The organism is Streptomyces sp. NPDC058955, assembly GCF_042741435.1.
Taxonomy (GTDB): domain Bacteria; phylum Actinomycetota; class Actinomycetes; order Streptomycetales; family Streptomycetaceae; genus Streptomyces.
The window spans coordinates 1-23,114 of sequence record NZ_JBHYKM010000111.1 but is presented as its reverse complement, the minus strand read 5'-3'; the positions used below and the strand labels follow the sequence as shown (position 1 = coordinate 23,114).

Annotated in this window: 27 protein-coding genes and 1 riboswitch; of the genes, 12 read left to right on the top strand and 15 right to left on the bottom strand. The window is 73.0% G+C overall.

From position 1 onward, the window contains the following. The first annotated feature begins 151 nt into the window (after positions 1 to 151). A complete protein-coding gene (locus ACFW1I_RS30970; protein WP_384676133.1) occupies positions 152 to 1,099 on the top strand; it encodes a cytochrome c oxidase assembly protein in 948 nt (315 codons plus the stop codon). Positions 1,100 to 1,266: 167 nt separating this feature from the next. Further along, positions 1,267 to 1,500, top strand: a complete 234-nt coding sequence (locus ACFW1I_RS30965) for a hypothetical protein (protein ID WP_384676138.1) — start codon at positions 1,267 to 1,269, stop codon at positions 1,498 to 1,500. 66 nt (positions 1,501 to 1,566) lie between these two features. Here the strand turns inward: ACFW1I_RS30965 and ACFW1I_RS30960 are convergent, their stop codons facing one another. Then, positions 1,567 to 1,917 (bottom strand): PRC-barrel domain containing protein, encoded by a 351-nt coding sequence (locus ACFW1I_RS30960; protein WP_384676131.1) that lies wholly within the window; start codon positions 1,915 to 1,917, stop codon positions 1,567 to 1,569. Between the two features lie 85 nt (positions 1,918 to 2,002). Then, a complete protein-coding gene (locus ACFW1I_RS30955) occupies positions 2,003 to 3,004 on the bottom strand; it encodes a DUF3048 domain-containing protein (protein WP_384676129.1) in 1,002 nt (333 codons plus the stop codon). Between the two features lie 124 nt (positions 3,005 to 3,128). Between ACFW1I_RS30955 and ACFW1I_RS30950 the strand changes: the two genes are divergently transcribed. Then, on the top strand, positions 3,129 to 3,809 hold the full coding sequence (locus tag ACFW1I_RS30950) for a lysophospholipid acyltransferase family protein (RefSeq protein ID WP_384676127.1): 681 nt from the start codon (positions 3,129 to 3,131) through the stop codon (positions 3,807 to 3,809). Positions 3,810 to 3,928: 119 nt separating this feature from the next. Here ACFW1I_RS30950 and ACFW1I_RS30945 read toward each other — a convergent pair whose 3' ends face one another. The 8 genes from ACFW1I_RS30945 to ACFW1I_RS30910 all read right to left on the bottom strand — a co-directional run bounded on the left by ACFW1I_RS30945 (position 3,929) and on the right by ACFW1I_RS30910 (position 10,993). Next, complete coding sequence (locus tag ACFW1I_RS30945; protein ID WP_384676125.1) at positions 3,929 to 5,515, bottom strand: alpha/beta hydrolase; 1,587 nt, start codon at positions 5,513 to 5,515, stop codon at positions 3,929 to 3,931. 138 nt (positions 5,516 to 5,653) lie between these two features. Further along, the gene (locus ACFW1I_RS30940; protein ID WP_384676123.1) at positions 5,654 to 6,400 is read right to left on the bottom strand and encodes an urease accessory protein UreD; all 747 of its coding nucleotides are present in this window, start codon (positions 6,398 to 6,400) and stop codon (positions 5,654 to 5,656) included. Continuing rightward, positions 6,397 to 7,092, bottom strand: coding sequence for an urease accessory protein UreG (ureG, locus tag ACFW1I_RS30935; protein WP_384676122.1), 696 nt, complete (start codon positions 7,090 to 7,092; stop codon positions 6,397 to 6,399). The genes ACFW1I_RS30940 and ureG overlap by 4 nt, the downstream gene beginning before the upstream one ends. A gap of 13 nt (positions 7,093 to 7,105) precedes the next feature. Next, entirely contained in the window at positions 7,106 to 7,774 is a 669-nt protein-coding gene (locus ACFW1I_RS30930) for an urease accessory protein UreF (RefSeq protein WP_384676120.1), read from the bottom strand. Continuing rightward, on the bottom strand, positions 7,774 to 9,495 hold the full coding sequence (locus ACFW1I_RS30925; RefSeq protein WP_384676118.1) for an urease subunit alpha: 1,722 nt from the start codon (positions 9,493 to 9,495) through the stop codon (positions 7,774 to 7,776). Before ACFW1I_RS30925 ends, ACFW1I_RS30930 begins: the two co-directional genes overlap by 1 nt. Continuing rightward, on the bottom strand, positions 9,488 to 9,880 hold the full coding sequence (locus ACFW1I_RS30920) for an urease subunit beta (RefSeq protein WP_384676115.1): 393 nt from the start codon (positions 9,878 to 9,880) through the stop codon (positions 9,488 to 9,490). Before ACFW1I_RS30920 ends, ACFW1I_RS30925 begins: the two co-directional genes overlap by 8 nt. 15 nt (positions 9,881 to 9,895) lie before the next feature. Continuing rightward, positions 9,896 to 10,198, bottom strand: a complete 303-nt coding sequence (locus ACFW1I_RS30915) for an urease subunit gamma (protein ID WP_384676113.1) — start codon at positions 10,196 to 10,198, stop codon at positions 9,896 to 9,898. Between the two features lie 162 nt (positions 10,199 to 10,360). Next, positions 10,361 to 10,993: a TetR/AcrR family transcriptional regulator gene (locus ACFW1I_RS30910; RefSeq protein ID WP_384676111.1), complete on the bottom strand. Its 633-nt coding sequence runs from the start codon at positions 10,991 to 10,993 to the stop codon at positions 10,361 to 10,363. 141 nt (positions 10,994 to 11,134) lie between these two features. Between ACFW1I_RS30910 and ACFW1I_RS30905 the strand changes: the two genes are divergently transcribed. Next, entirely contained in the window at positions 11,135 to 12,136 is a 1,002-nt protein-coding gene (locus ACFW1I_RS30905; RefSeq protein ID WP_384676109.1) for an ABC transporter permease, read from the top strand. 270 nt (positions 12,137 to 12,406) lie between these two features. Here ACFW1I_RS30905 and ACFW1I_RS30900 read toward each other — a convergent pair whose 3' ends face one another. Next, positions 12,407 to 12,706 (bottom strand): type II toxin-antitoxin system Phd/YefM family antitoxin, encoded by a 300-nt coding sequence (locus tag ACFW1I_RS30900; RefSeq protein WP_384676107.1) that lies wholly within the window; start codon positions 12,704 to 12,706, stop codon positions 12,407 to 12,409. A 58-nt stretch (positions 12,707 to 12,764) separates the two neighbouring features. On the opposite strand from ACFW1I_RS30900, the gene ACFW1I_RS30895 reads away from it, so the two are divergent. The 4 genes from ACFW1I_RS30895 to ACFW1I_RS30880 all read left to right on the top strand — a co-directional run bounded on the left by ACFW1I_RS30895 (position 12,765) and on the right by ACFW1I_RS30880 (position 16,130). Next, a complete protein-coding gene (locus tag ACFW1I_RS30895; RefSeq protein WP_384676105.1) occupies positions 12,765 to 13,388 on the top strand; it encodes an ATP-dependent Clp protease proteolytic subunit in 624 nt (207 codons plus the stop codon). A gap of 7 nt (positions 13,389 to 13,395) precedes the next feature. Beyond that, a complete protein-coding gene (locus ACFW1I_RS30890) occupies positions 13,396 to 13,701 on the top strand; it encodes a hypothetical protein (protein ID WP_384676103.1) in 306 nt (101 codons plus the stop codon). Between the two features lie 314 nt (positions 13,702 to 14,015). Beyond that, positions 14,016 to 14,223, top strand: a riboswitch (cyclic di-AMP (ydaO/yuaA leader). A 3-nt stretch (positions 14,224 to 14,226) separates the two neighbouring features. Beyond that, the gene (locus ACFW1I_RS30885; RefSeq protein ID WP_384676101.1) at positions 14,227 to 14,703 is read left to right on the top strand and encodes a C40 family peptidase; all 477 of its coding nucleotides are present in this window, start codon (positions 14,227 to 14,229) and stop codon (positions 14,701 to 14,703) included. 188 nt (positions 14,704 to 14,891) lie between these two features. Further along, positions 14,892 to 16,130 carry a hypothetical protein gene (locus ACFW1I_RS30880; RefSeq protein ID WP_384676099.1) on the top strand — a complete coding sequence of 413 codons (1,239 nt, stop codon included), beginning with the start codon at positions 14,892 to 14,894 and terminating at the stop codon, positions 16,128 to 16,130. Positions 16,131 to 16,184: 54 nt separating this feature from the next. On the opposite strand, the gene ACFW1I_RS30875 is transcribed toward ACFW1I_RS30880, so the two are convergent. After that, entirely contained in the window at positions 16,185 to 16,610 is a 426-nt protein-coding gene (locus tag ACFW1I_RS30875; RefSeq protein ID WP_384676097.1) for a hypothetical protein, read from the bottom strand. Beyond that, entirely contained in the window at positions 16,603 to 17,592 is a 990-nt protein-coding gene (locus ACFW1I_RS30870; protein WP_384676095.1) for a hypothetical protein, read from the bottom strand. The genes ACFW1I_RS30875 and ACFW1I_RS30870 overlap by 8 nt, the downstream gene beginning before the upstream one ends. A gap of 130 nt (positions 17,593 to 17,722) precedes the next feature. On the opposite strand from ACFW1I_RS30870, the gene ACFW1I_RS30865 reads away from it, so the two are divergent. Continuing rightward, complete coding sequence (locus tag ACFW1I_RS30865; RefSeq protein WP_384676093.1) at positions 17,723 to 18,010, top strand: hypothetical protein; 288 nt, start codon at positions 17,723 to 17,725, stop codon at positions 18,008 to 18,010. A 56-nt stretch (positions 18,011 to 18,066) separates the two neighbouring features. After that, a complete protein-coding gene (locus ACFW1I_RS30860; RefSeq protein ID WP_384676092.1) occupies positions 18,067 to 18,510 on the top strand; it encodes a cytidine deaminase in 444 nt (147 codons plus the stop codon). Positions 18,511 to 18,520: 10 nt separating this feature from the next. Here ACFW1I_RS30860 and ACFW1I_RS30855 read toward each other — a convergent pair whose 3' ends face one another. Further along, entirely contained in the window at positions 18,521 to 18,964 is a 444-nt protein-coding gene (locus ACFW1I_RS30855; RefSeq protein WP_384676090.1) for an ATP-binding protein, read from the bottom strand. A gap of 205 nt (positions 18,965 to 19,169) precedes the next feature. After that, positions 19,170 to 20,348 carry an 8-amino-7-oxononanoate synthase gene (locus ACFW1I_RS30850; RefSeq protein WP_384676088.1) on the bottom strand — a complete coding sequence of 393 codons (1,179 nt, stop codon included), beginning with the start codon at positions 20,346 to 20,348 and terminating at the stop codon, positions 19,170 to 19,172. Positions 20,349 to 20,516: 168 nt separating this feature from the next. Here ACFW1I_RS30850 and bioB point away from each other — a divergent pair, with 168 nt between their 5' ends. Both bioB and ACFW1I_RS30840 read left to right on the top strand, forming a co-directional pair. After that, positions 20,517 to 21,773: a biotin synthase BioB gene (gene bioB / locus ACFW1I_RS30845; RefSeq protein WP_384676086.1), complete on the top strand. Its 1,257-nt coding sequence runs from the start codon at positions 20,517 to 20,519 to the stop codon at positions 21,771 to 21,773. Between the two features lie 9 nt (positions 21,774 to 21,782). Next, the gene (locus tag ACFW1I_RS30840; protein ID WP_384676136.1) at positions 21,783 to 23,063 is read left to right on the top strand and encodes an adenosylmethionine--8-amino-7-oxononanoate transaminase; all 1,281 of its coding nucleotides are present in this window, start codon (positions 21,783 to 21,785) and stop codon (positions 23,061 to 23,063) included. Positions 23,064 to 23,114 lie beyond the last annotated feature (51 nt).

The following is a 23,114-nucleotide window of genomic DNA, read 5'->3' as shown; positions in this document are numbered from 1 at the left end:
GCCCGGCCCCGCGGGGGCCGTGGGGTGGCGCGCCCCCCCCGGGCCCCCCACCCCCCCCCCCGGGGGCGCGCGCCCCGGGGGGCGGTTCTAGTCTGGTGCGGACAACAAGCGCGAAACGGGCTCGGCGCGCAATGGGCTCCAGGAGTAAGCGATGGATCACAGCGGGCACGGCATGACCACGGATCTGCCGCCGTTCACGCTGGGGCGGGGCCTGGAGTTCTCTCCCGACCTCTTCTTCCTGATCGGCTGCCTCGCGGCGCTCGGTCTGTACGGGTGGGCGGTCGCCCGGCTGCGGAAGCGCGGTGACGCCTGGCCGGTCGCCCGGACCGTCCTCTTCACGGTGGGCGTGCTGACCATCGCCCTGGTGATGTGCACCAAGCTGAACGACTACGGCATGGTCATGTTCAGCGTGCACATGGTGCAGCACATGGTGATCTCCATGGTCTCGCCGATCCTGCTGCTGCTCGGCGCGCCGGTGACGCTGGCGCTGCGGGCCCTCCCGGTGGCCGGGCGCGGCTCGCTCGGCCCGCGCGAGCTGCTGCTGAAGCTGCTGCACAGCCGGTACATGCGGATCATCACGCACCCCGTGTTCACCATCAGCATGTTCATTGCCAGCCTCTACGGCCTCTACTTCACCTCGCTCTTCGACACCCTGATGGCGTCGAAGCCCGGGCACATCGCGATGATGGTCCACTTCCTCGCGGTCGGCCTGGTCTTCTTCTGGCCGATCATGGGCGTGGACCCGGGCCCGCACCGGCCCGGCTACGTGATGCGGATGCTGGAGCTCTTCGCGGGCATGCCGTTCCACGCCTTCTTCGGCATCGCGATGATGATGGCGACCCAGCCGATGGTGGAGGCGTACAAGAACCCGCCGGCCTCGCTCGGCATCGACGCGCTCGCCGACCAGAACGCGGCCGGCGGCATCGCCTGGGCGTTCAGCGAGATCCCGTCGGTGCTGGTGCTGATCGCGCTGGTCTACCAGTGGTACCACTCCGAGCAGCGGCAGGCGGTCCGCAAGGACCGGCAGGCCGACCGGGACGGCGACAAGGAGCTGGCGGAGTACAACGCGTACCTGGCCTCGCTCCAGGCGCGCCGCTGACCCTCCGGGACACCGTCGAGGCCCCCGGGACCGTGTGGTCCCGGGGGCCTCGTGCCGTCCGGCGCACGCCGGGTGCGTCCGGGGAGTAGCGCGCGCCCCCCGTCTGGAGTCACGATGGCAGGGAGGCTTCCCAGGCCCCGGGCCGATGTCGGGAGGAGGGCGGGCGGATGTCCGGTTCCACGAAGGCGATGACGTACGTCACCGGTGCCGTGCTGGTGCTGATCACCGCGTACACGGTGGCGCTCGGCAGCAGCGGCTGGCTCTGGTTCGGCTGGATCGTGCTGGGGGTGGCGACGATCGGGATGGCGGCGGCGGACAGCACCGAGACCCCGGTCGCGCCGCGCGCGCCACGGGCGGGCGGCGGGGGCGGCGGCGGGGGTACGGGGCCGTCGCCGCGCTGACGCTCACGCTGACGGCGTCGTCACCGTCTCCGAACCGGCTCCGGCTCCGGCTCCGGCTCCGGCGGGTCACATGTGCCGGTTCGCGTAGTACTGCTCGACGAGGCGGATGAACGTCACGTCCTGCTCGTTCTGGCCCGCCTCGAAGTCCGGCGACTCGCGGACGTGCTCCTTGGTGCAGTTCACGTGCACGGTCTCGTTCTCCCTGTCCACGCGGTCGACGAGACCGGCGGGCAGGACGACCTTGTGGCCGAGGATCCACGGCCCGGTGTCCACCACCAGATAGGACCGGTCGACGTCCTCCGTGTGCCGGTCGACCTTGCCGATGCCTCCGTCGGTGGCCTCCACCGCGTAGCCGATCAGGGTGTCGCCCGGCACATGGCCGGAGGACTCCCGGTAGCCCCAGATGTCGGCGCCCATGGCGTGCCTCCTCCCCGGGAGTGTGCTTGCCCGGCGACTACCCGGTGCGGGGGCGGATACGTGCGGCTCCGCCTGCTCGCCCGGATCAGCGGGGCGCCAGGACGAACCAGACCTGTCCGCGGGCGAAGGCGAGCGGGCTGCCGTCGGGGGTGGTGAAGGTCGTGCCGCCGGCCGGGTCGGGGCGGGACCAGCGGGCCTCGTGGGCCTTCCCGTCGCGCAGCACGGTCGCCGTGCCGGAGCCGGTGGTCTCGGTGTACGGCGAGACGGCGCCGGTCACGTCGTGGAACGCGGAGGGCCGGACGGTCACGCGCTGGACGACGACGGTGGCCGGGGCGAGCGGACCGCTGTCGGTGGCGGTCATGGCGCGGCCGTCGAGGGTGACGTGCCAGCCGCGGTCGGCGGCGGACCAGGTGAAGGTGTAGCGGGCGGCGGGGAAGCGGACGGTCTCCCTGGTGGTCGTGGTGCCGCCGGCGGGCGCGGCGCCGAAGCGCAGCCCGATGGGGGCCGCGTCGGAGGCGTCGGGGGCGGCGGCGAGGGCGCGCTCGGGACGGAGGTAGAGGTTGTGCGGGGCCGGGCGGTCCGGGGAGCGCCGGAACGCGCCGGGCGCGTTCGACTCGGTGACGAGGTCGAGGGAGGCGGCGTCGAGCAGCGGGTTCAGCTTGGTCTGGGCGCCGGAGTAGGCGAGGGCGGGCCGGCCGAAGGGGCGCAGGAGGGAGATGTCGGACTCGCGGGCGCTGCGGACCGGGCCGACGCTGTCGGGGAGGCGGGAGGAGTAGACGGCGAGCAGCCGGGTGACGCCGCCCTCGACCTGCTCGACGTAGACGAGGTCGGCGGCGCCGAGGCCGGTCTGGGGGCGGGCCGCGGCCACGTTGTCGATCTTCACGGCGAGGACGGGGCCGGTGCGGGCGGGCAGTCCCGTGAACGGCGAGACGCCGGCGGGGGCGGTGGTGGTGGGCGCGCGCGTCGGCGTCGGTGCCGGGTCCGGCGGGCCCGAGCCGGAGCAGCCGTACAGACCGGCCGCGGTCACCACGCACAGCAGCGCGATGAGCCCGCGCCCGGGACGCCGGGGTCCGCGCGCGCCTGGCATGTCGCCTCCCGGTGGTCGGGACACTCCTGGGTCGGGACGCTCTTGGGTCGGGACGCTCCTACCAGTGGACCACGGGCGGCCGGGGCGTTACAACGGGCGTGACGGACGACGAACGGGGGTCCCGGTGTTCTACCGGCTGCTGAAGTACGTACTGCTCGGACCGCTGCTGAAACTGCTGTTCCGGCCGCGGGTCGAGGGGATCGAGCACATTCCGGAGGAGGGCGCGGCGATCGTCGCGGGGAACCATCTCTCCTTCTCCGACCACTTCCTGATGCCGGTGGTGCTGGACCGGCGGATCACCTTCCTGGCGAAGCAGGAGTACTTCACCGGGCCCGGGCTGAAGGGGCGGCTGACCGCGGCGTTCTTCCGGGCGGCCGGGCAGATCCCGGTGGACCGCTCGGGCAAGGAGGCGGGGCGGGCGGCGATCCGGGAGGGGCTCGGGGTGCTGGCGAAGGGCGAGCTGCTGGGCATCTACCCGGAGGGCACCCGCTCGCACGACGGGCGGCTGTACAAGGGCAAGGTAGGGGTGGCGGTGATGGCGCTGACGGCCGGGGTGAAGGTGGTTCCGTGCGCCATGGTCGGCACCTTCGAGATCCAGCCGCCCGGGCGGGTGGTGCCCCGGATCCGGCGGGTGACCGTCCGGTTCGGGGAGCCGCTGGACTTCTCACGCTTCGCGGGCTCGGCGGACGAGCGGGCGGTGGTGCGGGCGGTCACGGACGAGATCATGTACGCGATCATGCGGCTGTCGGGGCAGGAGTACGTGGACGAGTACGCGGCCGTGGTGAAGGCGGCCGGCGACTCCTGAGCGGCGGATCCCGAGGCGGCTCGTGGGCGGCGGTTCCCGAGGCGGCTCGTGGGCCGTTGTTCCGGGAACGGGCGGAGGGGCGGTCGTTGTGCGACCGCCCCTCCGTCGTCAGTCGGTGCCTACGGCTGCGGAGTGGCGTGCGGGGCGCACGTCTGGTCCGTGGCGTCGAGCCTGCCGGTCAGCAGGTAGTCCTCGACCTTGGTGTTCAGGCACGGGTTGGCCAGGTTGGTGATGCCGTGCGAGCCGGCGTCGCGCTCCGTGATCAGACGCGAGTTCTTGAACCGCTTGTGCAGTTCCACAGCGCCCTCGTACGGAGTGGCGGCGTCGCGCTCGGCCTGGGTGATGAGCACGGGCGGCAGGCCCTTGCCCGTCTTGACCTGCACGGGGCGCTGGCTCGGCGCCTTCCAGGTGGCGCAGGGCAGGTTCATCCAGGCGTTGGACCAGGTCATGAACGGGTACTGCTCGTGGAGGCGGGAGTTGTCCCGGTCCCACTTCTTCCAGCTGGTCGGCCACGGGGCGTCCGCGCACTCGACGGCCGTGTAGACCGCGTTGCCGTTCTCCGAGGCGATGTTGCCGGCGGTGTCGGTGAGGTCCGCGGCGGCGTTGTCGATCAGCGGCTGCGGGTCGCCGGCGGCGTACGCGCTCCACGCCTCGGCCACGGGGGCCCACATGGAGTCGTAGTACGGGGCGTTCTGGAAGAAGCCGATGAGCTCGGCCGGTCCGACCTTGCCGCCGAGCGGCGCCTTCTTGGCGGCGGCCCGCAGGGTGTCCCACTGCTGCCGGACCTCGGCGAGGGTGGAGCCGAGGTGGTAGGTGGCGTCGTTCTGGGCGACCCAGGTCATCCAGTCGGTGAGCCGGCCCTCGAAGGCGATGTCCTGGCCGAGGTTGGCCTCGTACCAGATGGAGCGGGTCGACGGGTTGACGACGCTGTCCAGGACCATGCGGCGGACGTGCGTCGGGAAGAGGGTGCCGTAGACGGCACCGAGGTAGGTGCCGTACGAGACGCCGACGAAGTTCAGCTTCTGCTCGCCGAGGGCGGCGCGGATGACGTCGAGGTCGCGCGCGGTGTTCGGCGTCGTCATGTACGGGAGCATGTCGCCGCTCTTCTCGGCGCAGCCCTCGGCGTACTCGGCGGCCAGCTTGCGCTGCGCCAGCTTGTCGGCCTCGCTGTCGGGGACCGGGTCGAGCTTGGGGCCCTTGACGAACTCGGTCGGGTCGACGCAGGAGATCGGGGCCGAGTGGCCGACGCCGCGCGGGTCGAAGCCGACGAAGTCGTACGCCTTGGCGGTGTTCGCCCAGATCTTGTTCTTGGTGGTGACGCGGCGCGGGAAGCGCAGGCCGGAACCGCCGGGGCCGCCGGGGTTGTAGAGCAGCGCGCCCTGCCGGTCGGCCGGGGTGCCGGTGGCGGCGATCCGGTCGACGGCGAGCTTGATCTTCTTGCCGTACGGCTTGGCGTAGTCGACGGGCACGGTGACCCAGCCGCACTGGATCGGCTTCTCCAGGCCCCAGTCGGCGGGACAGTCCTGCCAGTCGATGCCGGTGTGGGCCGCCTGGGCCGCGGCGATGGCGGCACCGGCCGCCTCGGCGTCGCGTCCGTGGCGCGCGCCGCTGTCGGCGCTCGCGGCCGGCGCCGCGAGCGCGCCCGCGACGAGCGTGCCGGCGATGAGCGTGCCGGCGGAGCCGAGCACTGCCGTGCGTCGTCTCACAGGTCCTCCCCCTGTAGGTGATCGTCTGTTCGGGCGATCCTTTCGTCCGGGAGGCCGTGACGACAGTCCGAACACACGTTTCTTTGCCGAACCCATAACCGGAGTGCGGAATCCGCTGAGCGGTGCACCGGATCCGGCTCAGCCGGCGGCGAGTTCGTCCAGCGCCGTGTCGAGGATCCGGCGCAGGGCGAGCGCGTCGGGGGCGACCGCGGTGACCAGGACGGCCGGGCCCGCCAGCGGGGTGACCGCGGCGTGGTCGCCGAGCGGGCGGGCCGGCGGCGGCGCGTCCGCGTAGGCCGGGTCGACGACGAGGAGTTGGCCGGTGGCCCGGTGACCGGCGAGGACGGCGCCGCCGTCCCAGCCGCCGGCGGCGCCGGGGCCGTACGCGAGCTCCTGGTCGAGCAGCGGGCGGCCGGCGCGGCGGACGGTGAGGCGGGAGACCAGGGTGCCGGGCGGTTCGCCGTGGCGGCCGAGGATCTGCTCCTCGCGCAGGACCAGCCGCGCGGTGGGCGCCAGGTCGACGCCGGTGCGCACGCGGAGGTCGGAGCCGTGGGCGCTGACCAGCTGTTCGGGCAGCCAGTGCAGGACGGCGTCCGCGCCGACCCGGAGGCGGAGTTCGTACCGGGCGGGGTCCGGGGTGCGGCCGGGCAGGGCGAGCGTGGCGGCGGCCGAGTCGACCCGGAGCCGGGCCCCGTCCCGTACCTCGGTCTCGATCGCGAGCCGGTCGCCGCCGAGCGGCGCGCTCATCGCGCCGACGACCGTCACCCGCGACCAGCCGGGGTCGGCCGCGCGGGTCCGGCGCAGGGCGAGCGGCCCGTCGCTCTCCAGGACCGGCAGCGAACCGCCGGCCCCGGCGGCGATCCGCGCGGTGGCGCGCAGGCTCATGCGGTGGGCGCCTGCACAGCCGTCCAGGCCGCGAGCCGTTCCCGCACCCAGGCGGCGACCGGCGCGACGCCCTCCTCGGACCGCAGCGAGGTGAAGACGACGGGCAGGTCGCCGCGCTGCTCCGCCGCGTCACGGGCCATCCGGCCGAGGTCGGAGCCGACGTACGGGGCGAGGTCGGTCTTGTTGACGACGAGGAGGTCGGCGGTGGTGACGCCGGGGCCGCCCTTGCGGGGGATGTCGTCGCCGCCGGCGACGTCGATGACGAAGACCTGCGCGTCGACGAGGCCCCTGGAGAAGGTGGCGGTGAGGTTGTCGCCGCCGGACTCGACGAGGATCAGGTCGAGCGGGCCGACCGAGTCCTCCAGTTCCTCGACGGCTTCGAGGTTGGCGGAGATGTCGTCGCGGATGGCGGTGTGCGGGCAGGCCCCGGTCTCGACGGCCTGGATGCGCTCGGGCGGCAGCACCGCCTCGCGGAGCAGGAACTCGGCGTCCTCGCGGGTGTAGATGTCGTTGGTGACGACGGCGAGCGAGAGGGTGTCGCGGAGGCTGCGGCAGAGCGCGGCGACGGTGGCGGTCTTGCCGGAGCCGACCGGTCCGCCGAGCCCGACGCGCAGCGCGCGCCGGGTGCCGTCGGGGCGGTGGGCGTCGGCGGAGACGGCGCCGTGGTGGGTGTGACCGTGGTCGAGGTGCATGGATGCTCCCGTGTTACGAGGCGAAGAGGCGCACGGGCCAGGCCGCGTGCTGTTCGGCGGTGATGTCGAGGAGCGGCGCGGAGGCGGCGGGCAGGGCGTCCACCCCTTCGCGGGCGGCGGCGGTGGCCCGCCGCGCGACCTCGTCCATCGCGGGTGCGAGCCGGGCGAGGACGCCGGTCGCCTGGTAGGGGTCGAGGCCCAGGAGGCGTACGGTCGCGGTCGCGGGGCCGCCGACCGTCTCGTACGCGGCGCAGTGCGCGGCGTCCTCGGGTCCGCGCCCCGCCGCCCGGGCGGCGGCGCCGAGGACGACGGGCTGGTGTGCGCCGCGCGGGAAGGCGGCGGCGAGCGCGTCGAGTTCGGGGCCGGGCCAGGCGGCGCGGGCGGCGCGCATCAGCTGGCGGCCGAGCCGCCGGGCGGCGGCGCGGAGCGCGGGCGAGGGGGTGCGGGCGTCGGCGGCGGCGTCGAGCTCGTACGGGTCGATCCCGAGGGCCGCCGCGGCGGCGAGGCCCGCCGCGGTGAGGCCGACGGTGTGCAGACGCCCAAGACAGAACGCTTCGAGTCCGGCGGCGTCGCGGATGCGTCCGGCCTTCACGGCGGCCTCGGCGCCGCCGGAGTGGGCGTGCCCGCCGGCGGGGAAGCGCCCGTCGGCGAGCACCAGGAGGGCGGAGCGGGTGGCGGTCATCAGAAGAGGAAGTAGCGCTGTGCCATGGGCAGTTCCACAGCGGGGGCGGGTTCGACCGCTTCGCCGTCGATGGTGACGGTGAAGGTGTCGGCGTCGACCTCGACGCGCGGCAGGGCGTCGTTCTCCCGCATGTCCGCCTTGGTGAGCCGGCGGGTGGAGCGGATCGGGACGAAGTCCTTGGCCAGGCCGAGCCGGCGGGGCAGGTCGTCCTCGATCGCCGCCTCGGCGGTGAAGTTGACGGAGCCGGCGGCGGCCGCCCGGCCGAGGGCGCCGAACATGGGGCGCGGCAGGACCGGTTGGGGCGTGGGGATGGAGGCGTTGGCGTCGCCCATCTGCGCGTGGGCGATCTGCCCGCCCTTGAGGACGGCGAGCGGCTTCACCCCGAAGAAGGCGGGCTCCCACAGGACGAGGTCGGCGAGCTTGCCCGGTTCGACGGAGCCGATGAGGTGGTCCATGCCCTGGGCGACGGCGGGGTTGATCGTGTACTTGGCGACGTAGCGGCGCACCCGGCGGTTGTCGGCGCGGCCGTCCCCCGGCAGCGCGCCGCGCCGCTTCTTCATGACGTGGGCGGTCTGCCAGGTCCGCAGGATCACCTCGCCGATCCGGCCCATGGCCTGGGAGTCGGAGGAGATGATCGAGATGGCGCCGAGGTCGTGCAGGACGTCCTCGGCGGCGATCGTGGACGGCCGGATCCGGGACTCGGCGAAGGCGAGGTCCTCGGGGACGGCCGGGTTGAGGTGGTGGCAGACCATCAGCATGTCGAGGTGTTCCTCGATGGTGTTGACGGTGTGCGGCCGGGTCGGGTTGGTCGAGCTGGGCAGCACGTACGGCTCGGAGACCACGGTGATGATGTCGGGCGCGTGCCCGCCGCCCGCGCCCTCGGTGTGGTACGCGTGGATGGTCCGGCCCGCGACGGCGGCGAGGGTGTCGCCGACGAATCCGGCCTCGTTGAGGGTGTCGGTGTGGATGGCGAGCTGGGCGCCGGTCTCCTCGCAGACGCCGAGGCAGGCGTCGATGACGGCGGGGGTGGCCCCCCAGTCCTCGTGGATCTTGAAGCCGAGGGCGCCGCCGCGCAGCTGGGAGTGCAGGGCCTCGCGCGACATGGTGTTGCCCTTGCCGAGGAGGCCGATGTTGACGGGGAAGGTGTCGAGGGCCTCGAACATCCGGGCGGTGTGCCAGGGGCCGGGGGTGACGGTGGTGGCCTTGGTGCCCTCGGCGGGTCCCGTGCCGCCGCCCACCAGGGTGGTGACGCCGGTGGCGAGCGCCTGCTCGACGACGGTCGGCGAGATGAAGTGGACATGGGCGTCGACCGCGCCCGCGGTGACGATCCGCCCGTTGCCGACGATGATCTCGGTCTCGGGGCCGATGACGAGCCCGGGGTGGACGCCGTCCATGGTGTCGGGGTTGCCGGCCTTGCCGAGGGCGGTGATCCGGCCGTCGCGGATGCCGATGTCCGCCTTGACGATGCCCCAGTGGTCGATGACCACCGCGCCGGTGATCACCGTGTCGGGGGCGCCTTCGGCGCGGGTGGTACGGGCCTGGCCCATCGACTCGCGGATGACCTTGCCGCCGCCGAAGACGGCTTCCTCGCCGGCCCGTCCGGGGCCGCCGGAGCGGTCCTCCTCGATCTCCACCAGCAGGTCGGTGTCGGCGAGCCGGATCCGGTCGCCGGTGGTGGGGCCGAAGAGGTCGGCGTACACGGCGCGGTGGAGGTCAGGCACGGGGGGCTCCGTTCGGCGTCGCGGTCTGCGGGGCGGCGGGGCGGGTCCCGGAGCCGGGGGTGCCGGGCGCGTCCGGCGGGTCGAGGGGGCCGGCGGTCTCGCCGCGCAGGCCGGGGACGATCCGGCGGCCGCCGATCGGCACGAGTTCGACCTCGACGGGGATGCCGGGCTCGAAGCGGACGGCGGTGCCGGCGGCGATGTGCAGCCGCAGCCCGCGCGCGGCGGCCCGGTCGAAGTCGAGACCGGGGTTGACCTCGGCGAAGTGGTAGTGGGAGCCGACCTGGACGGGCCGGTCGGCGGCGTTCAGGACGGTGAGGCGGGTGACGGGGCGGCCCTCGTTGAGGGGCACGGGACCGTCCGCGTACAGGATCTCTCCGGGGATCATCGGCGCCGGCCCCCGTCAGACGATCGGGTCGTGGACGGTGACGAGCTTGGTGCCGTCCGGGAAGGTGGCCTCGACCTGGACGTCGTGGATCATCTCGGGGATGCCGTCCATGACGTCGTCGCGGGAGAGCACCTTGCGCCCGGAGGCCATGAGTTCGGCGACGGTGCGCCCGTCCCTGGCGCCCTCCAGGATGTGCGCCGTGATGAGGGCGACGGCCTCGGGGTGGTTGAGCTTCACCCCGCGGGCGCGCCGCTTCTCCGCCACGTCGGCGGCCACGTGGATGAGCAGGCGTTCCTGCTCGTGCGGGCTCAGTTGCACTCTTCCACCTCACAGTCGTCCACCGGGCCGCACCCGGACAGCTGCGGACCCTACCGACCGTCAACACGCTGTTGAACAGCGGAGATGCGCGGGACGGCCGGACATTGCACGTTAGGGCGGAAGTTTTTCCGGCGCGTTAACTCCGGCTTTGCGATTCCATGATCATCGGGCCGGTGGTGCGGCGGCGGGCGCGTTCATCGACATGAGCCCGCGCAGCCCGTCCCGCAGGACGTCGATCTCGACGTCGCCGAAGAGGGCCTGCTGGGCGATGAAGCCCTGGACGGTGGCGATGAGGGTGCGGGCCATGTCGGCGGAGGAGACGTCGGCTGGGACGAGCCCGTTGGCGCGGTACGCGTCGACGAGCCCCGCCCAGATCTCCTGCATCCCGCCGAAGCCCTGGGCGAGGGTCTTCGCCAGGTTCTCGTCCCGGAGGGTCTCGGCCCACACCTGGATGATCAGCCGCGCGAACGCCTGCCGCTCCGCGCCGGCGATCCCCCCGTCCAGGACGATCGTCAGCACCCGTGCGATCAGCACGTCCGGCAGCGGCGGCGGGCTCACCCGGCTCGCCTCCGTGAAGGCGCCGCGGATGCGGACGAAGGTCTCGTCGGCGATGGCCGCGATCAGTTCGTCCTTGCTCCGGAAGTAGCGGTAGACCGCGCCGGCGGAGAGTCCGGCCTCGGCGAGCACGTCCTGCATGGACGTGGCGTGGAAGCCGTTGCGGGCGAAGCAGCGGGCGGCGCCGTCGAGGATCTGGCGGCGGCGGGCGTCGAGGTGTTCCTGGGAGACACGGGCCATACCCCCGAAGCTAAAACGAATATTCATTCTTGACAACTTCGCCACCCGGGCGGAGAGTGCGGAACAGATAAAACGAACGATCCTTCTCTTTGGGATCCGTCCGGGACCCCGCTCCGCTCCGACCCGTGAATCGAGGCCGTCATGTCCGCCGCCACCGCCCCCACCGCGGGGCGCAAGACCCTCGCGGTACTCCTGCTCGTCCCGGCACTCGCCGCCCTCGTCCTGTGGACGTTCGCCTGGCCCGCCGCCCGCATCGCCCCGCGCGACCTGCCGGTCGGCGTGGCCGGACCGGCCGCGGCGGCGGACGGCCTCGCCCGCGAACTCGGCCGGCACGAGGGGGCCTTCGAGATCCACCGGTACGAGGACGCCGCCGCCGCGCGCTCCGCCGTCGAGAACCGGGAGGTCTACGGAGCGGTGGTCGTCACCCCCGCGGGCCCCGAACTGCTGACCGCCTCCGCCGGCAGCCCGGTCGTGGCCGGCCTGCTGCGCGAGGCCGTCGCGGGCCCGGCCGCCGCCGAGGGCCGGAAGGTCCCGGTCACCGACGTCGTCGCGCTGCCCTCGGGCGATCCGCGCGGTGCCGTGCTCGGCGCCAGTCTGCTGCCGCTCGCCATCGCGGGCGCCGCCACCGGCGTGGCCACCGTGCTGCTCGGACTGCGCGGGGCCCGCGCGGCCGCCACCCTCGCCGGCGCCTCCGCGCTCGCGGGACTCACCGGCGCGGCGCTCGCGCACGGCTGGCTCGGCGCGCTGAACGGGAACGTCTGGGCCGAGGCCGGAGTGCTGGCCCTGACCGTGCTGGCGATCGGCGCGACCTTCGCGGGACTCGCCACCGCGCTCGGCAAGCCGGGCTTCGGACTCGCCGCCGTCCTCACCATCCTCGCGGGCAACGCCTTCTCGGGCATGAGCAGCGCACCGGAACTGCTGCCGACCGGGATCGGCCTCCTCGGCCAGTGGCTGCCGCCGGGCGCGGGCGGCACGGCGCTCCGCTCCGTCGCCCACTTCGACGGCGCCGCGGCCGGCGGGCCGCTGCTGGTCCTGTCCCTCTGGGCGGCCGCGGGCCTGACGGCGCTGGCCCTCGGCAACCGGCGGCGGACCGCGCCGGCCCCCGTACCGGCCCCGACTCCGGTGCCGACGACGGCGGGCTGACCGCCTGCCGTCCCGAAACAGCCGCGGGGGGGGGGGCGGGGGGGGGCGGGGCGGGGGGGGCGGGGGGGGGGGGGCGGGGCCCCCGAGCGCCCACCCCCGCCGGGGGCCGCCGCGGGCGGGCGGCCCCCCCCCCCCCCGGCTTCGTCGTAAGCGGCGCCTTCCTCGTGTGCGGCTTCGCCGTACGCGGCTCCCTCGTACGCGGCCACCTCGTACGCGGCCACCTCGTACGCGCGGCTTCCTTGTATACGGAAGAGGGGTGCGGGCCCGGGGTCAGCCCGCGCCGGGCTCGCGGTGGTGGGCGGCGATGCCGAAGCGGCGCTGTTCACCGGTGGCGGAACCGAGACCGCCGGCGATCCCCGTACCGGACAGCGAACTGATCACCGGGCCGTCGGCCGGCTCCGCCGCCTCGGCCTCCAGTTTCTCCAGTCGCTCCAGGTCAGCGGCGGAGACCAGGGCGACGAGCGGCTTCCCGTGGCGGGTCACGACCACGCGCTCGCCGCCGTACACCACGCGGTTGATGAGGTCGGCGAGCTCCGCCCGCGCTTGCGTCACCGGGATCTCGTAGGTCATGCTCCTCATCTTACGGTCTGTACGTCCTGTACATTTTTGACAGAAGGAGGTGCTCCTCATGCACGCGCGCCACGTACTGCCGGAGTTCTCGGAGCGGACTTCGTACGGCACCCGGACCCTCGACCCGTACGCGAAGCTCCTGGAGAACCGGGTGGTCTTCCTCGGCACGCCGGTCGACGACGTCACCGCGAGCGACGTGATCGCCCAACTCCTCTACCTGGACGCCGACGCGCCCGGCCGGGACATCGCGCTGTACCTCAACTCCCCCGGCGGCTCGATCACCGCGATGACCGCCATCCACGACACGAGGCGCAGCCTGGCGAGCGACGTGGAGACGACCTGCCTCGGGCAGGCGGGTTCCACGGCGGCGGTCCTGCTCGCCGCCGGCACTCCCGGGAAGCGGATGATGCTGCCCGGAGCCCGGGTCACGCTGCGCCAGCCGGTCCTGGACGAGCCGTTCGCCGGGCAGCCCTCCGACCTGGACCTCCAGGCGCGCGAACTGGAGCGGCTGCGCGCCGTGATGACCGGGTTGCTCTCCGCGTACACCGGTCACGACGAGGAGCGGATCACCGCCGACACCGACCGCCCGACCGTCCTCGACGCGCCGGCCGCGCTCGCGTACGGCCTGGTCGACCACCTCGTCAGCGACCGCCGGACGGCCTCCGGCACGTCGGCCCGGTGAGGCCGCGATGGTCCCGGAGCTTCCACCGCTGCCCGCCCTGACGCGCGCCGAGGGGCAGTTCATCGACGCGTACCTCGAAGTCGTCGATCTCCTGGGGAAGATCAATCCATCCAGGACCTCGCATACCTATGGCGCCCTGCGCGCCGCACAGGCCCTGGTCAGCCGGGTGGAAGCGCTGCGCGAGGCTCTGACGCTCATGCATATGCGGGGCGAGAGCGAGGTCCACGCCGACACATTGGCGTGCGCGCTGCGGGTGTTGGACGGCGAGCGGCGCGCGGCGCGCGTCACCGTGCCCGGAACACGGGCCAGTTGACATTCCGACGTGTCGTGTCGAGCCCCGGACGGCCGACACGGGACGCAGAAACCGTAGCCCGTTCGGCGTAGTCGAGCGTTCGACAGGTGAAGCGGGCAAGTTGCGCAACCGATGTACGCATTTGGCGGAATAGGACATTCCGACGCTGGTACGGGGCTCGTCGGCCAAACCTACGACGATCACGAAACCCTCTTGTCCACCCGTATGGATCAGTCGTGAGGAGCCTCACATAACGCCGTTTCCGCTCGGTTTTCGACCTACTCGTGGGTCAAGATCCTCGACGACGACAAGCCCCCGCCACCCAGGCGGGGCGGTCCGGGCGGACGCCGAGTCCTGCCGCCGTCCCGGACGTCTGGTCGACAGGATTGGATCGGCAGGAGTGGAGGACCCGAGCAGTACGGGTCGATCGCGCCGGAATCACCGGCGCGGCCGTCCCTTGGGGTGAAGCCGCAGCCGCGGCCGGGCATCTTCGCCTGCCCGAACCCGACAGGTCATCCTTCACAGGCGGCTGACGAAGGGTTGCGCATGACTGCGCAGATGCATGTCCCGTCCCTGCTGTCCCGGGCGGGAGCCGTCTCGGCTCTCACCCTCGCCGCCGTCGGCGGCACGCTCCTCGCACCGGGAGCGGCACCTGAGGCCCAGGCAGCCACCACGCACGCGACGAAGGCACTCAGCGTCGCCGCGGCCAAGAAGGGCGCGCCCTACCGGTACGGCGCGGCGGGTCCCACCCGCTTCGACTGCTCCGGGCTCACGCTCTACGCGTACAAGAAGGCGGGCAAGTCGCTGCCCCGCACCGCGCAGCAGCAGTACAACAAGACCCGGCACATCTCCGCGTCCAGCCGACAGAAGGGCGACCTGGTCTTCTTCCACTCCGGCGGCCGGGTCTACCACGTGGGGATCTACGCCGGTAGCGGCAAGATTTGGCATTCGCCCAAGACCGGTTCCTGGGTGAAGCTCGACAAGATCTGGACCTCGAAGGTGTACTACGGGCGCGTGCGCTGACCCACCGGCGCCTGCGGACGTCCCCAGGGCTGCGGTGGCGCCGCCGCACCCCTCACCGCAGGCGCCACCGCCGCCCCATCGCGGCGCGGGGACACGCTTGCCGCCCCTGTCCCGCGGCCCATAGGCTCAGTCGCCTTTCCCCTTGGGGGGGAGGGCAACGGGGCGCGGCACATCACCCGGGGGCGGTCATGAACGACACCGAATCGGTACTCGGCCGGAAGGTCACGAAGCGCTACCCCCGCAGGGGCGCCCTCCAGTTGGTCCGCCTGCACGCGTCGGCGTCCTTCGCTTGTGCGGAATGCACACAGACGAAGACGGCACGGCTCGTCGCCCTGCGCGGCGACGGCCACATCTGCAACGCCTGCTACGGACAGATGAACGCGGAGACACCGGCTCCCCCGCTCGCGCCACCGGCATCCGCCGTCGCACCCCCGGCGTCCGACATCGCGCCACCGGCGGACCCGGTGGACCTCAGCCGGGTCGTCGTCGAGGAACCCGACGGATGGGCTCCTCACTCCGTCGTGAACACCGGCCTCACAGTGGAGTGGAAGTTCCACGTCCGCGCGGAGCACCTGCTGCACGGCACGTGCCCCGTCCCGGACGAGATGGCCGACAGGGCTCCGGACGTCCCCCTGGACATCACCTTCCTGCGCGCCCGGTATCGCATCCGGGTGCTGGACGAGCAGCAGGGGATCCGGCTCCGACGGGACGGGGACCCGCCGCGACTGACCGGCATCGCGTGGCAGCCCTTCGTCCTGCCCGGGACCAGGGTCTCCGCGCGCTGGGACCTCCGCACGGGACTGCGCTTCGCGTACACCCCGCTGGACAGCCCCGTCGTCCTGGCCGGCACCGTGATCCGGTACGACTACGACCCCCGCGTCATCACCCGCGATCTCGCGGCCTTCGACGCCCGGGTCGACCGCGTCGAGGAACTCGTCCTGATCACCCTCCGCGAGCTCGGCTACCTCGACGAGCAGGGCCGCGCCCTGCTCCCGGACGCGGCGCTGGTCCGTAACACCCTCGATCGGAACCCGGCCGAACGGCCCCGGGGGACGCAGGTCCGAGCGGCGATCGAGCGCCTCCTGGAACGTGGCGTGCTGACGCTCGAACAGGGCAGCATCGGCGTCGGCGGTCACCTCCACCACCCCGCACGAGGACGCGAGAGGCCCGTCCCCCTGCTCTGTTACGCCCCGACTCCGCGCGTGGCGGCGACGGAGGACCTGCGCGCCGCGGACGGGCAGGGCACGTCCGCCCTGAGTGCGCACCGGGTGGCCGGGCATCTCATGCGCATAGGACACCTCGGCAAGGAGGCCAGCGCGGAAGCCGAGGCCGCCTACCGGCACGACCACCGGAAGGCCGGCCTCGCCGGCCCCCATGAGCTGCCGCGCGGCTACACCTACGTACGGGAGCACGACCGAGGGATGTGACGGGCGTTCCTCCGGCCTCGGCTTCCGCTTCAGCGGGATGTGCTGCCGAACGCGTCAGAGTTCGACCGGACTGTCGTCCGTCCCGAGTCCGGCCCAGAACGTGCCGAAATCGTCGAGGCCGGCGAGCGGCGAGGACTGGGCGAGATCGACGATGCCCCGGACGACAGCGTGGACCATCTGGGGATCCCCCGAGTCCATCGCCTGGTCGAGGCGGACGAACATCTCCTCATTCGTGTGGGCGCGCTCCGCGAAGACCCGGTCGAAGTAGAGCTTCAGGCTTCTCTCGGCCGCGTGGATGCGCTCGACCTGCACGTGCTCCGCCGCCGCGACGACCGCGCGCTTGGTCTGCTCCTCCTCCCGGATCCTGCCGTACTCGCGGGCGGCGGCCACGATCTCGTGGAGCGCGGCGAACGCGTCCGCGGTGGGAATCGGTACGGACTTCGCCCCCACGACCTTGCCGATGCGCACCGTGTCAGACATCCGCGGCCTCCTTGATCAGCGTGCGGTACCTCATCGTGAAGTCGGTCATCTCCTGGTCCTGTTCCCCGGATTCGTCGACGACCTGGGCCGACGCCACGTCACGAACGGCGACGGTCAGCGACAGGGCCTGCCGGAACGGAACCGCGTGGACCGCCGGGTCGAACGGCTGGGACTCCAGCAGGTCGAGGGCGCGTGTCGCCCGTACGACGAGCTGGTCCAGCACCGTCTCCAGTTCCTCGGCCCGGGCGATGATCGCGTCGAACTTCACCTTCGTCGCCTGCATCTCGGCGATGGCGACGTTGACCTCGGCCTCCTTCTCGCGCGCCTTGGTCTTCGCCTTCTCGCCCTGCCCCGCGACCACGAAGCCGCTCACCAGGAGCGCCGGCCCGATCGTGACGAAGTTGAGGGCCGCGGCTCCGACCGCCATTCCGCCGCCCCCCGACACGATGCTGCCCCCGCCGAGCGCCGCCATGGTCGCGTTCGTCAGGGCCGCTCCGGACAGCGAGGAGAGGGCGGTACCGGTACTCGCGACGGCGAACGACGTGACCGCGGTGGTGACCCCGGCGTTGATCCCCACCCCCGTCACCGCCGCCCCGACGATCCCGCGCATCCAGGCGACGGCGTCCTGCCCGAGACTCCGGTCGAGTCTGACCTGCCCGGTCGAGGAGTCGAGTCCGTCCACCAGAAGCTTCTCGCTCTCGGACACCTGCTTCTGGTGGCGCCGCAGGAAGTCGGCCATGCGCTCGACGACCCCGTGGATGGCGCGCTCCTGGCTGCTGCCGAGGGCCTTCAGCCTCTCGTTGGTGACCAGCTCGTGCGCCTCGAGCTCGCGACGTTCCTCGTCGTAAAGCGCTCCGGCCTTCCGGATGCGGCCGTTGGCCTGCTTGATGTCATAGCCGCCCTTGATCCCGAGGGCGGCGCCACCGGCGCCGCTGAGCGCCCCGACACCGATCAGGACGAGCGGAACCAAAGGAAGGACCATGGGAATTCTCCGGATCGGATCACCGTGCCAGCGACCCTCGAATCGTAGTGTCATCCGACGGACGCCCGTGGGCGATCAGAAGGAATGCCGCGTCTGGCCACGGCCGGAGGCTTCGTCTACATTGCGCGGCATGGCGCTGAACGACATCACCCGGTCCGCGGTCCTGCGGGCGGTCGAGGAGTACGACGAGCGAGGCCGGGACGCGTTCCTGGAGAAGTACCGATTCGGCCCGGCCCGCACCTATCTCCTCCTGATCGACGGCAAGGAGTACGACTCCAAGGCCATCGTGGGGGCGGCGCACGGCTACCTCCCCGGCCTCGAACCGCTGGGCAGTGACGAGTTCTCCGGCGGCAGGAACCACGCCGCCAAGCTGTTGACCGACCTCGGTTTCGACGTCGTGACGCGCGACGCGACCTGACGTCCTGGCTGAGCATCTGCACAACACCGCGTCGACGGCGTCCCTAGGATGCGGCGATGACACTCGATCAAGCTCTTGTCGACGCGGCCATCGCACAGTTGGACCGCCGCTGGTCCCCGGACGAGCACGGCGGAGCCGCCGCCGTCCGGCTCGACGACGGCCGGATCCTGACCAGCGTCGGCCTCGACAACATCCACGGCAGCGTCGCCCTCTGCCAGGAGACCGGCGCGTACTGCCAGGCGTACACCCTCGACCGCCGGGTGACCGCGTCCGTCTGCGTCTATCGCGACCCCGAGGACGGCCGGTACGTGATCCTCCCGCCGTGCGGCGTCTGCCAGGAACGGCTCGCGCTGTGGGGCCCCGACGTCGAGGTCGGCGTGCCGGACCCCACGGACCCGACCCGCTGGGTCGCGCACCGGCTCGCCGAGCTGCAACCGCACTACTGGGCGCGCCATTTCGCCGGTGGTTCCTGGCCGTCGCCGGCCATGCACGCGAACTGAGCGGGCGCGTTCAGCAGGCCGGGACGGCTGCCGCCACCGCGGCCCACGGCAGGGTGATCCACACGGTCTTGCCGCCCTCGGCGGTCGGCGTGACCGAGAGCCGGCCGCCGGCCTCCGCCGCGAGGACGCGGATGATCACCATGCCGCGCCCGTTGTCCTGCTGGACGGCGGCGGGGAGCCGGCGCGGGAAGCGCGGATGGCTGTCGGTCACGCCGATCCGCAGGAGCTCGTCGCGGTCGAGGCGCAGCTCGACGGTGAAGGTGGGCGATTGCCCAAAGGTGTGCTGTACCGCGTTGGTCGCCAGCTCCGAGACCATCAGCCGGATCGAGTCCGCCGCGTCCGCGCCGTCGTCCAGACCCCAGCGGCCGAGCACCTCCGCCACGAACCTCCGCGCCGTGGCGACCGCGGCGGGTTCGCTCGGCAGCGTGACGAATGCTTCCTGGTGATCTGCCATGGCGAGGTCGTCCCTTTCCCGCCGGGGCCGTCGCCCCGGATCGCGCTCCGCGTCAGATTGCCACCGATCACGGGCGCGGGTGGGGCGTTCTCCCGAGATATGCCCCGTTCTGTCGCCCGAAGCGGTGAACTCTGCGCCCTTGAAACGCTCTTGCCCCCGCCCGGTGTCGGCGCCCCGCGTCGGCGCCCCGCGTCGGCGCCCCGCGTCAGCGCGCTCCGGCCGGAGCGGTCCGTACGATCGTCGCGACCGCCCGCTCGATCTCCGCGTCCGTGAGGTCGGCGCGGGCCGTCAGCCGCAGCCGCGAGATGCCGTCCGGCACCGACGGCGGCCGGAAGCACCCCACGGACAGGCCCTGTTCACGGCAGTCGGCCGCCCAGCGCAGCGCCTGCTCCGGCCCCGGCGCGTGGACCGACACCACCGCCGCGTCCGGCCGGGCCGCGGTGAACCCCGCCTCGGTGAGCGTCCGGTGCAGGGTGGTCGCGACGGTACGCGCCCGCCCGGCGAGGCCCGGCTCGGCGGCGATCAGCCGCAGGCTCGCGAGCGCCGCGCCGGTGGCGGCGGGGGCGAGCCCGGTGTCGAAGATGAAGGTGCGCGCCGCGTTGACCAGGTGCTCGACGACCCGGGCCGGACCGAGGACGGCGCCGCCCTGGCTGCCCAGGGACTTGGAGAGGGTGAGGGTCGCCACCACGTCCTCGTCACCGGCGAGGCCGGCGCCGTGGAGGGCGCCACGGCCGCCGTCGCCGAGCACGCCGAAACCGTGCGCGTCGTCCACGACGAGACCGGCGCCGTGGTCGCGGCAGGCGGCGGCGAGTTCCTCCAGCGGGGCCCGGTCGCCGTCGACCGAGAAGACGGAGTCGCTGACGGCGAGCGCCCGCCGCCCCGGATGCGCCTCCAGCGTCTTGCGTACGGCCTCGGGGTCGGCGTGCGGGACGACGGCGGCCTCCGCGCGGGCGAGCCGGCAGCCGTCCACGATCGAGGCGTGGTTGGCGGCGTCGGAGACGATCAGCGCGTCGGCGCCGCCGAGCGCGGTGAGCGCGGCGAGGTTGGCGGTGTAGCCGGAGGAGAAGACGAGGGCGGCTTCGAAGCCGCAGAACGCGGCCAGTTCCTCCTCCAGGCGGGTGTGCAGCCGGGTCGTGCCGGTGACGAGCCGCGAGCCGGTCGCGCCGGCGCCCCAGCGGCGGGCGGCCTCGGCGGCCGCCTCGGTGACCTCGGGGTGCCGGGTGAGGCCGAGGTAGTCGTTGCCCGCCAGGTCGAGCAGCTCCGACTCGGCGGGACGCGGCCGCAGCGTCCGTACCAGCCCGGCCTCCGCCCGCCGGCGGGCCTCCGCCCCGGTCCAGTCGAAGGCGGAACGACGCGCGGACGGGGTCGGCTGGGCCTGGGGCATGGGGCGTTCCTTCGTCGGCGCCGATGGTCGGCGCCTTTTGTAGGCAGCGCACAGACCCTAACGGCAGGAGGCCGAGGTCGGGATGTGGTCATACACACACCTCTCTCGGGGTCGTTTGTTCAGATCCTCCTTGGCCGGGGGGTGTGCCGTAAGCAAGGATCAGCCCTTATGGACCTGCTGAACACGCTGGTGGAGAAGGGGCTGCGGCGCGAGACGCCGTCCCGTGAAGAAGCGCTCGCCGTGCTGGCGACCTCCGACGACGAACTGCTCGATGTGGTGGCGGCGGCCGGCAAGGTGCGCCGGCAGTGGTTCGGGCGGCGGGTGAAGCTGAACTACCTCGTCAACCTGAAGTCCGGGCTGTGCCCGGAGGACTGCTCGTACTGTTCGCAGCGGCTCGGCTCCAAGGCCGACATCCTCAAGTACACCTGGCTGAAGCCGGACGAGGCGTCCCAGGCGGCCGCGGCGGGCATCGCCGGCGGCGCCAAGCGGGTCTGCCTGGTGGCGAGCGGCCGCGGTCCGACGGACCGGGACGTCGAGCGGGTCGGCAGGACCATCGAGGCGATCAAGGAGCAGAACGAGGGCGTCGAGGTGTGCGCCTGCCTCGGGCTGCTCTCCGACGGCCAGGCCGAGCGGCTGAAGTCGGCCGGCGCCGACGCGTACAACCACAACCTCAACACCTCCGAGGGCACGTACGGCGAGATCACCACCACCCACACCTACGCGGACCGGGTGGACACCGTGCAGAAGGCGCACGCGGCGGGCCTCTCGGCCTGCTCGGGCCTGATCGCCGGCATGGGCGAGACCGACGAGGACCTGGTCGACGTGGTCTTCGCGCTGCGCGAGCTGGACTCGGACTCGGTGCCGGTCAACTTCCTGATCCCCTTCGAGGGCACGCCCCTGGCGAAGGAGTGGAACCTCAGCCCGCAGCGCTGCCTGCGGATCCTCGCCATGGTCCGTTTCGTCTGCCCCGACGTGGAGGTGCGGATCGCCGGCGGCCGCGAGGTCCACCTGCGGTCGATGCAGCCGCTGGCGCTGAACATCGCCAACTCGATCTTCCTCGGCGACTACCTCACCAGTGAGGGCCAGGCCGGCCAGGCCGACCTCGACATGATCGCGGACGCCGGCTTCGAGGTGGAGGGCGCGGGCACGACCACGCTGCCCGCCCACCGCGCCGACGCGCTCGCGGCGGCGGGCGGCGGCTGCGGTTCGCACGCCTCGGCCGGTGGCTGCGGTTCCGAGACGGCGACCGGCTGCGGCTCGCACGCGGACGCGGCGGCGGGCGGCGGCTGCGGTCCGTGCGGCGGCCACGCGGAGGCCCCGGCCGAGGTTCCGGCCGATGTTCCGGCCGCGGCCTCGGAGGCGCGGACGGACCTGGTGGCGGTGCGCCGCCGCGGCGCCGGCACGGACCTGGCGCCGAACGCGTAACGGGTGACGATGCGCAACGACGAACTCCTCGCCCTGGACCGGGCGCACGTGTGGCATCCGTACGGCCCGATGCCGGGCCGTACGGAGCCGCTGGTGGTCGCGTCCGCGTCCGGTGTGCGTCTGCACCTCGCCGAGCCCTCCGAGGGACGGTCGGAGCTGATCGACGGCATGTCGTCGTGGTGGTCGGCTGTGCACGGCTACAACCACCCGGTGCTCAACGAGGCGGCGCGCGGTCAGCTCGACCGGATGAGTCACGTGATGTTCGGCGGGCTCACCCACGAGCCGGCGGTACGTCTCGCGGCGCGGCTCGTGGAGATCACGCCCGAGCCGCTGCGCCATGTCTTCCTCAGCGACTCCGGTTCCGTCGCGGTCGAGGTCGCGGCCAAGATGTGCCTGCAGTACTGGCGTTCGCTCGGCCGCCCCGCCAAGCAGCGGCTGCTGACCTGGCGCGGCGGCTACCACGGCGACACCTGGCAGCCGATGTCGGTGTGCGACCCCGAGGGCGGGATGCACCAGCTGTGGTCCGGCGTGCTCCAGCGGCAGGTCTTCGTGGACGCGCCGCCGGCCGCGTACGAGGAGTCGTACGCGGAACTGCTCCGCTCCACGATCGCGCGGCACGCGGACGAGCTCGCCGCGGTGATCGTGGAGCCGGTGGTGCAGGGCGCGGGCGGCATGCGCTTCCACGACCCGGCGTACCTGCGGGTGCTGCGCGAGGCGTGCGACGCGCACGACGTGCTGCTCGTCTTCGACGAGATCGCCACGGGCTTCGGGCGTACGGGCACGCTGTTCGCCGCGGACCAGGCCGGGGTCTCCCCCGACGTGATGTGCCTGGGCAAGGCGCTGACGGGCGGCTACCTGTCGATGGCGGCGACCTTGTGCACCCGCACAGTGGCCGACGGCATCTCCCGGGGCGAGGTGCCGGTGCTCGCGCACGGTCCGACGTTCATGGGCAACCCGCTCGCCTCCGCGGTCGCCTGCGCCTCCATCGACCTGCTCCTCTCCCAGGACTGGGCGGCGGAGGTCAAGCGGATCGAGGCCGGGTTGCGCGACGGCCTCGCGGGCACCGAGGACGTCCCCGGCGTCCGCGAGGTGCGGGTGCTCGGCGCGATCGGCGTCGTCCAGCTCGACCACGAGGTCGACATGGCGGCGGCGACGCGGGCGGCGGTCCGGGAGGGCGTGTGGCTGCGCCCGTTCCGCGACCTCGTCTACACGATGCCGCCGTACGTCACCAGCGACGCCGACCTGGCGCGGATCTGCGCGGCGGTGCGCGCCGCGGCGACCGCGGGCTGAGTACCGGGCGGGCGGGGGGGGCGGGCGCCGGCGGGGCGCGCGCGCCCGCCC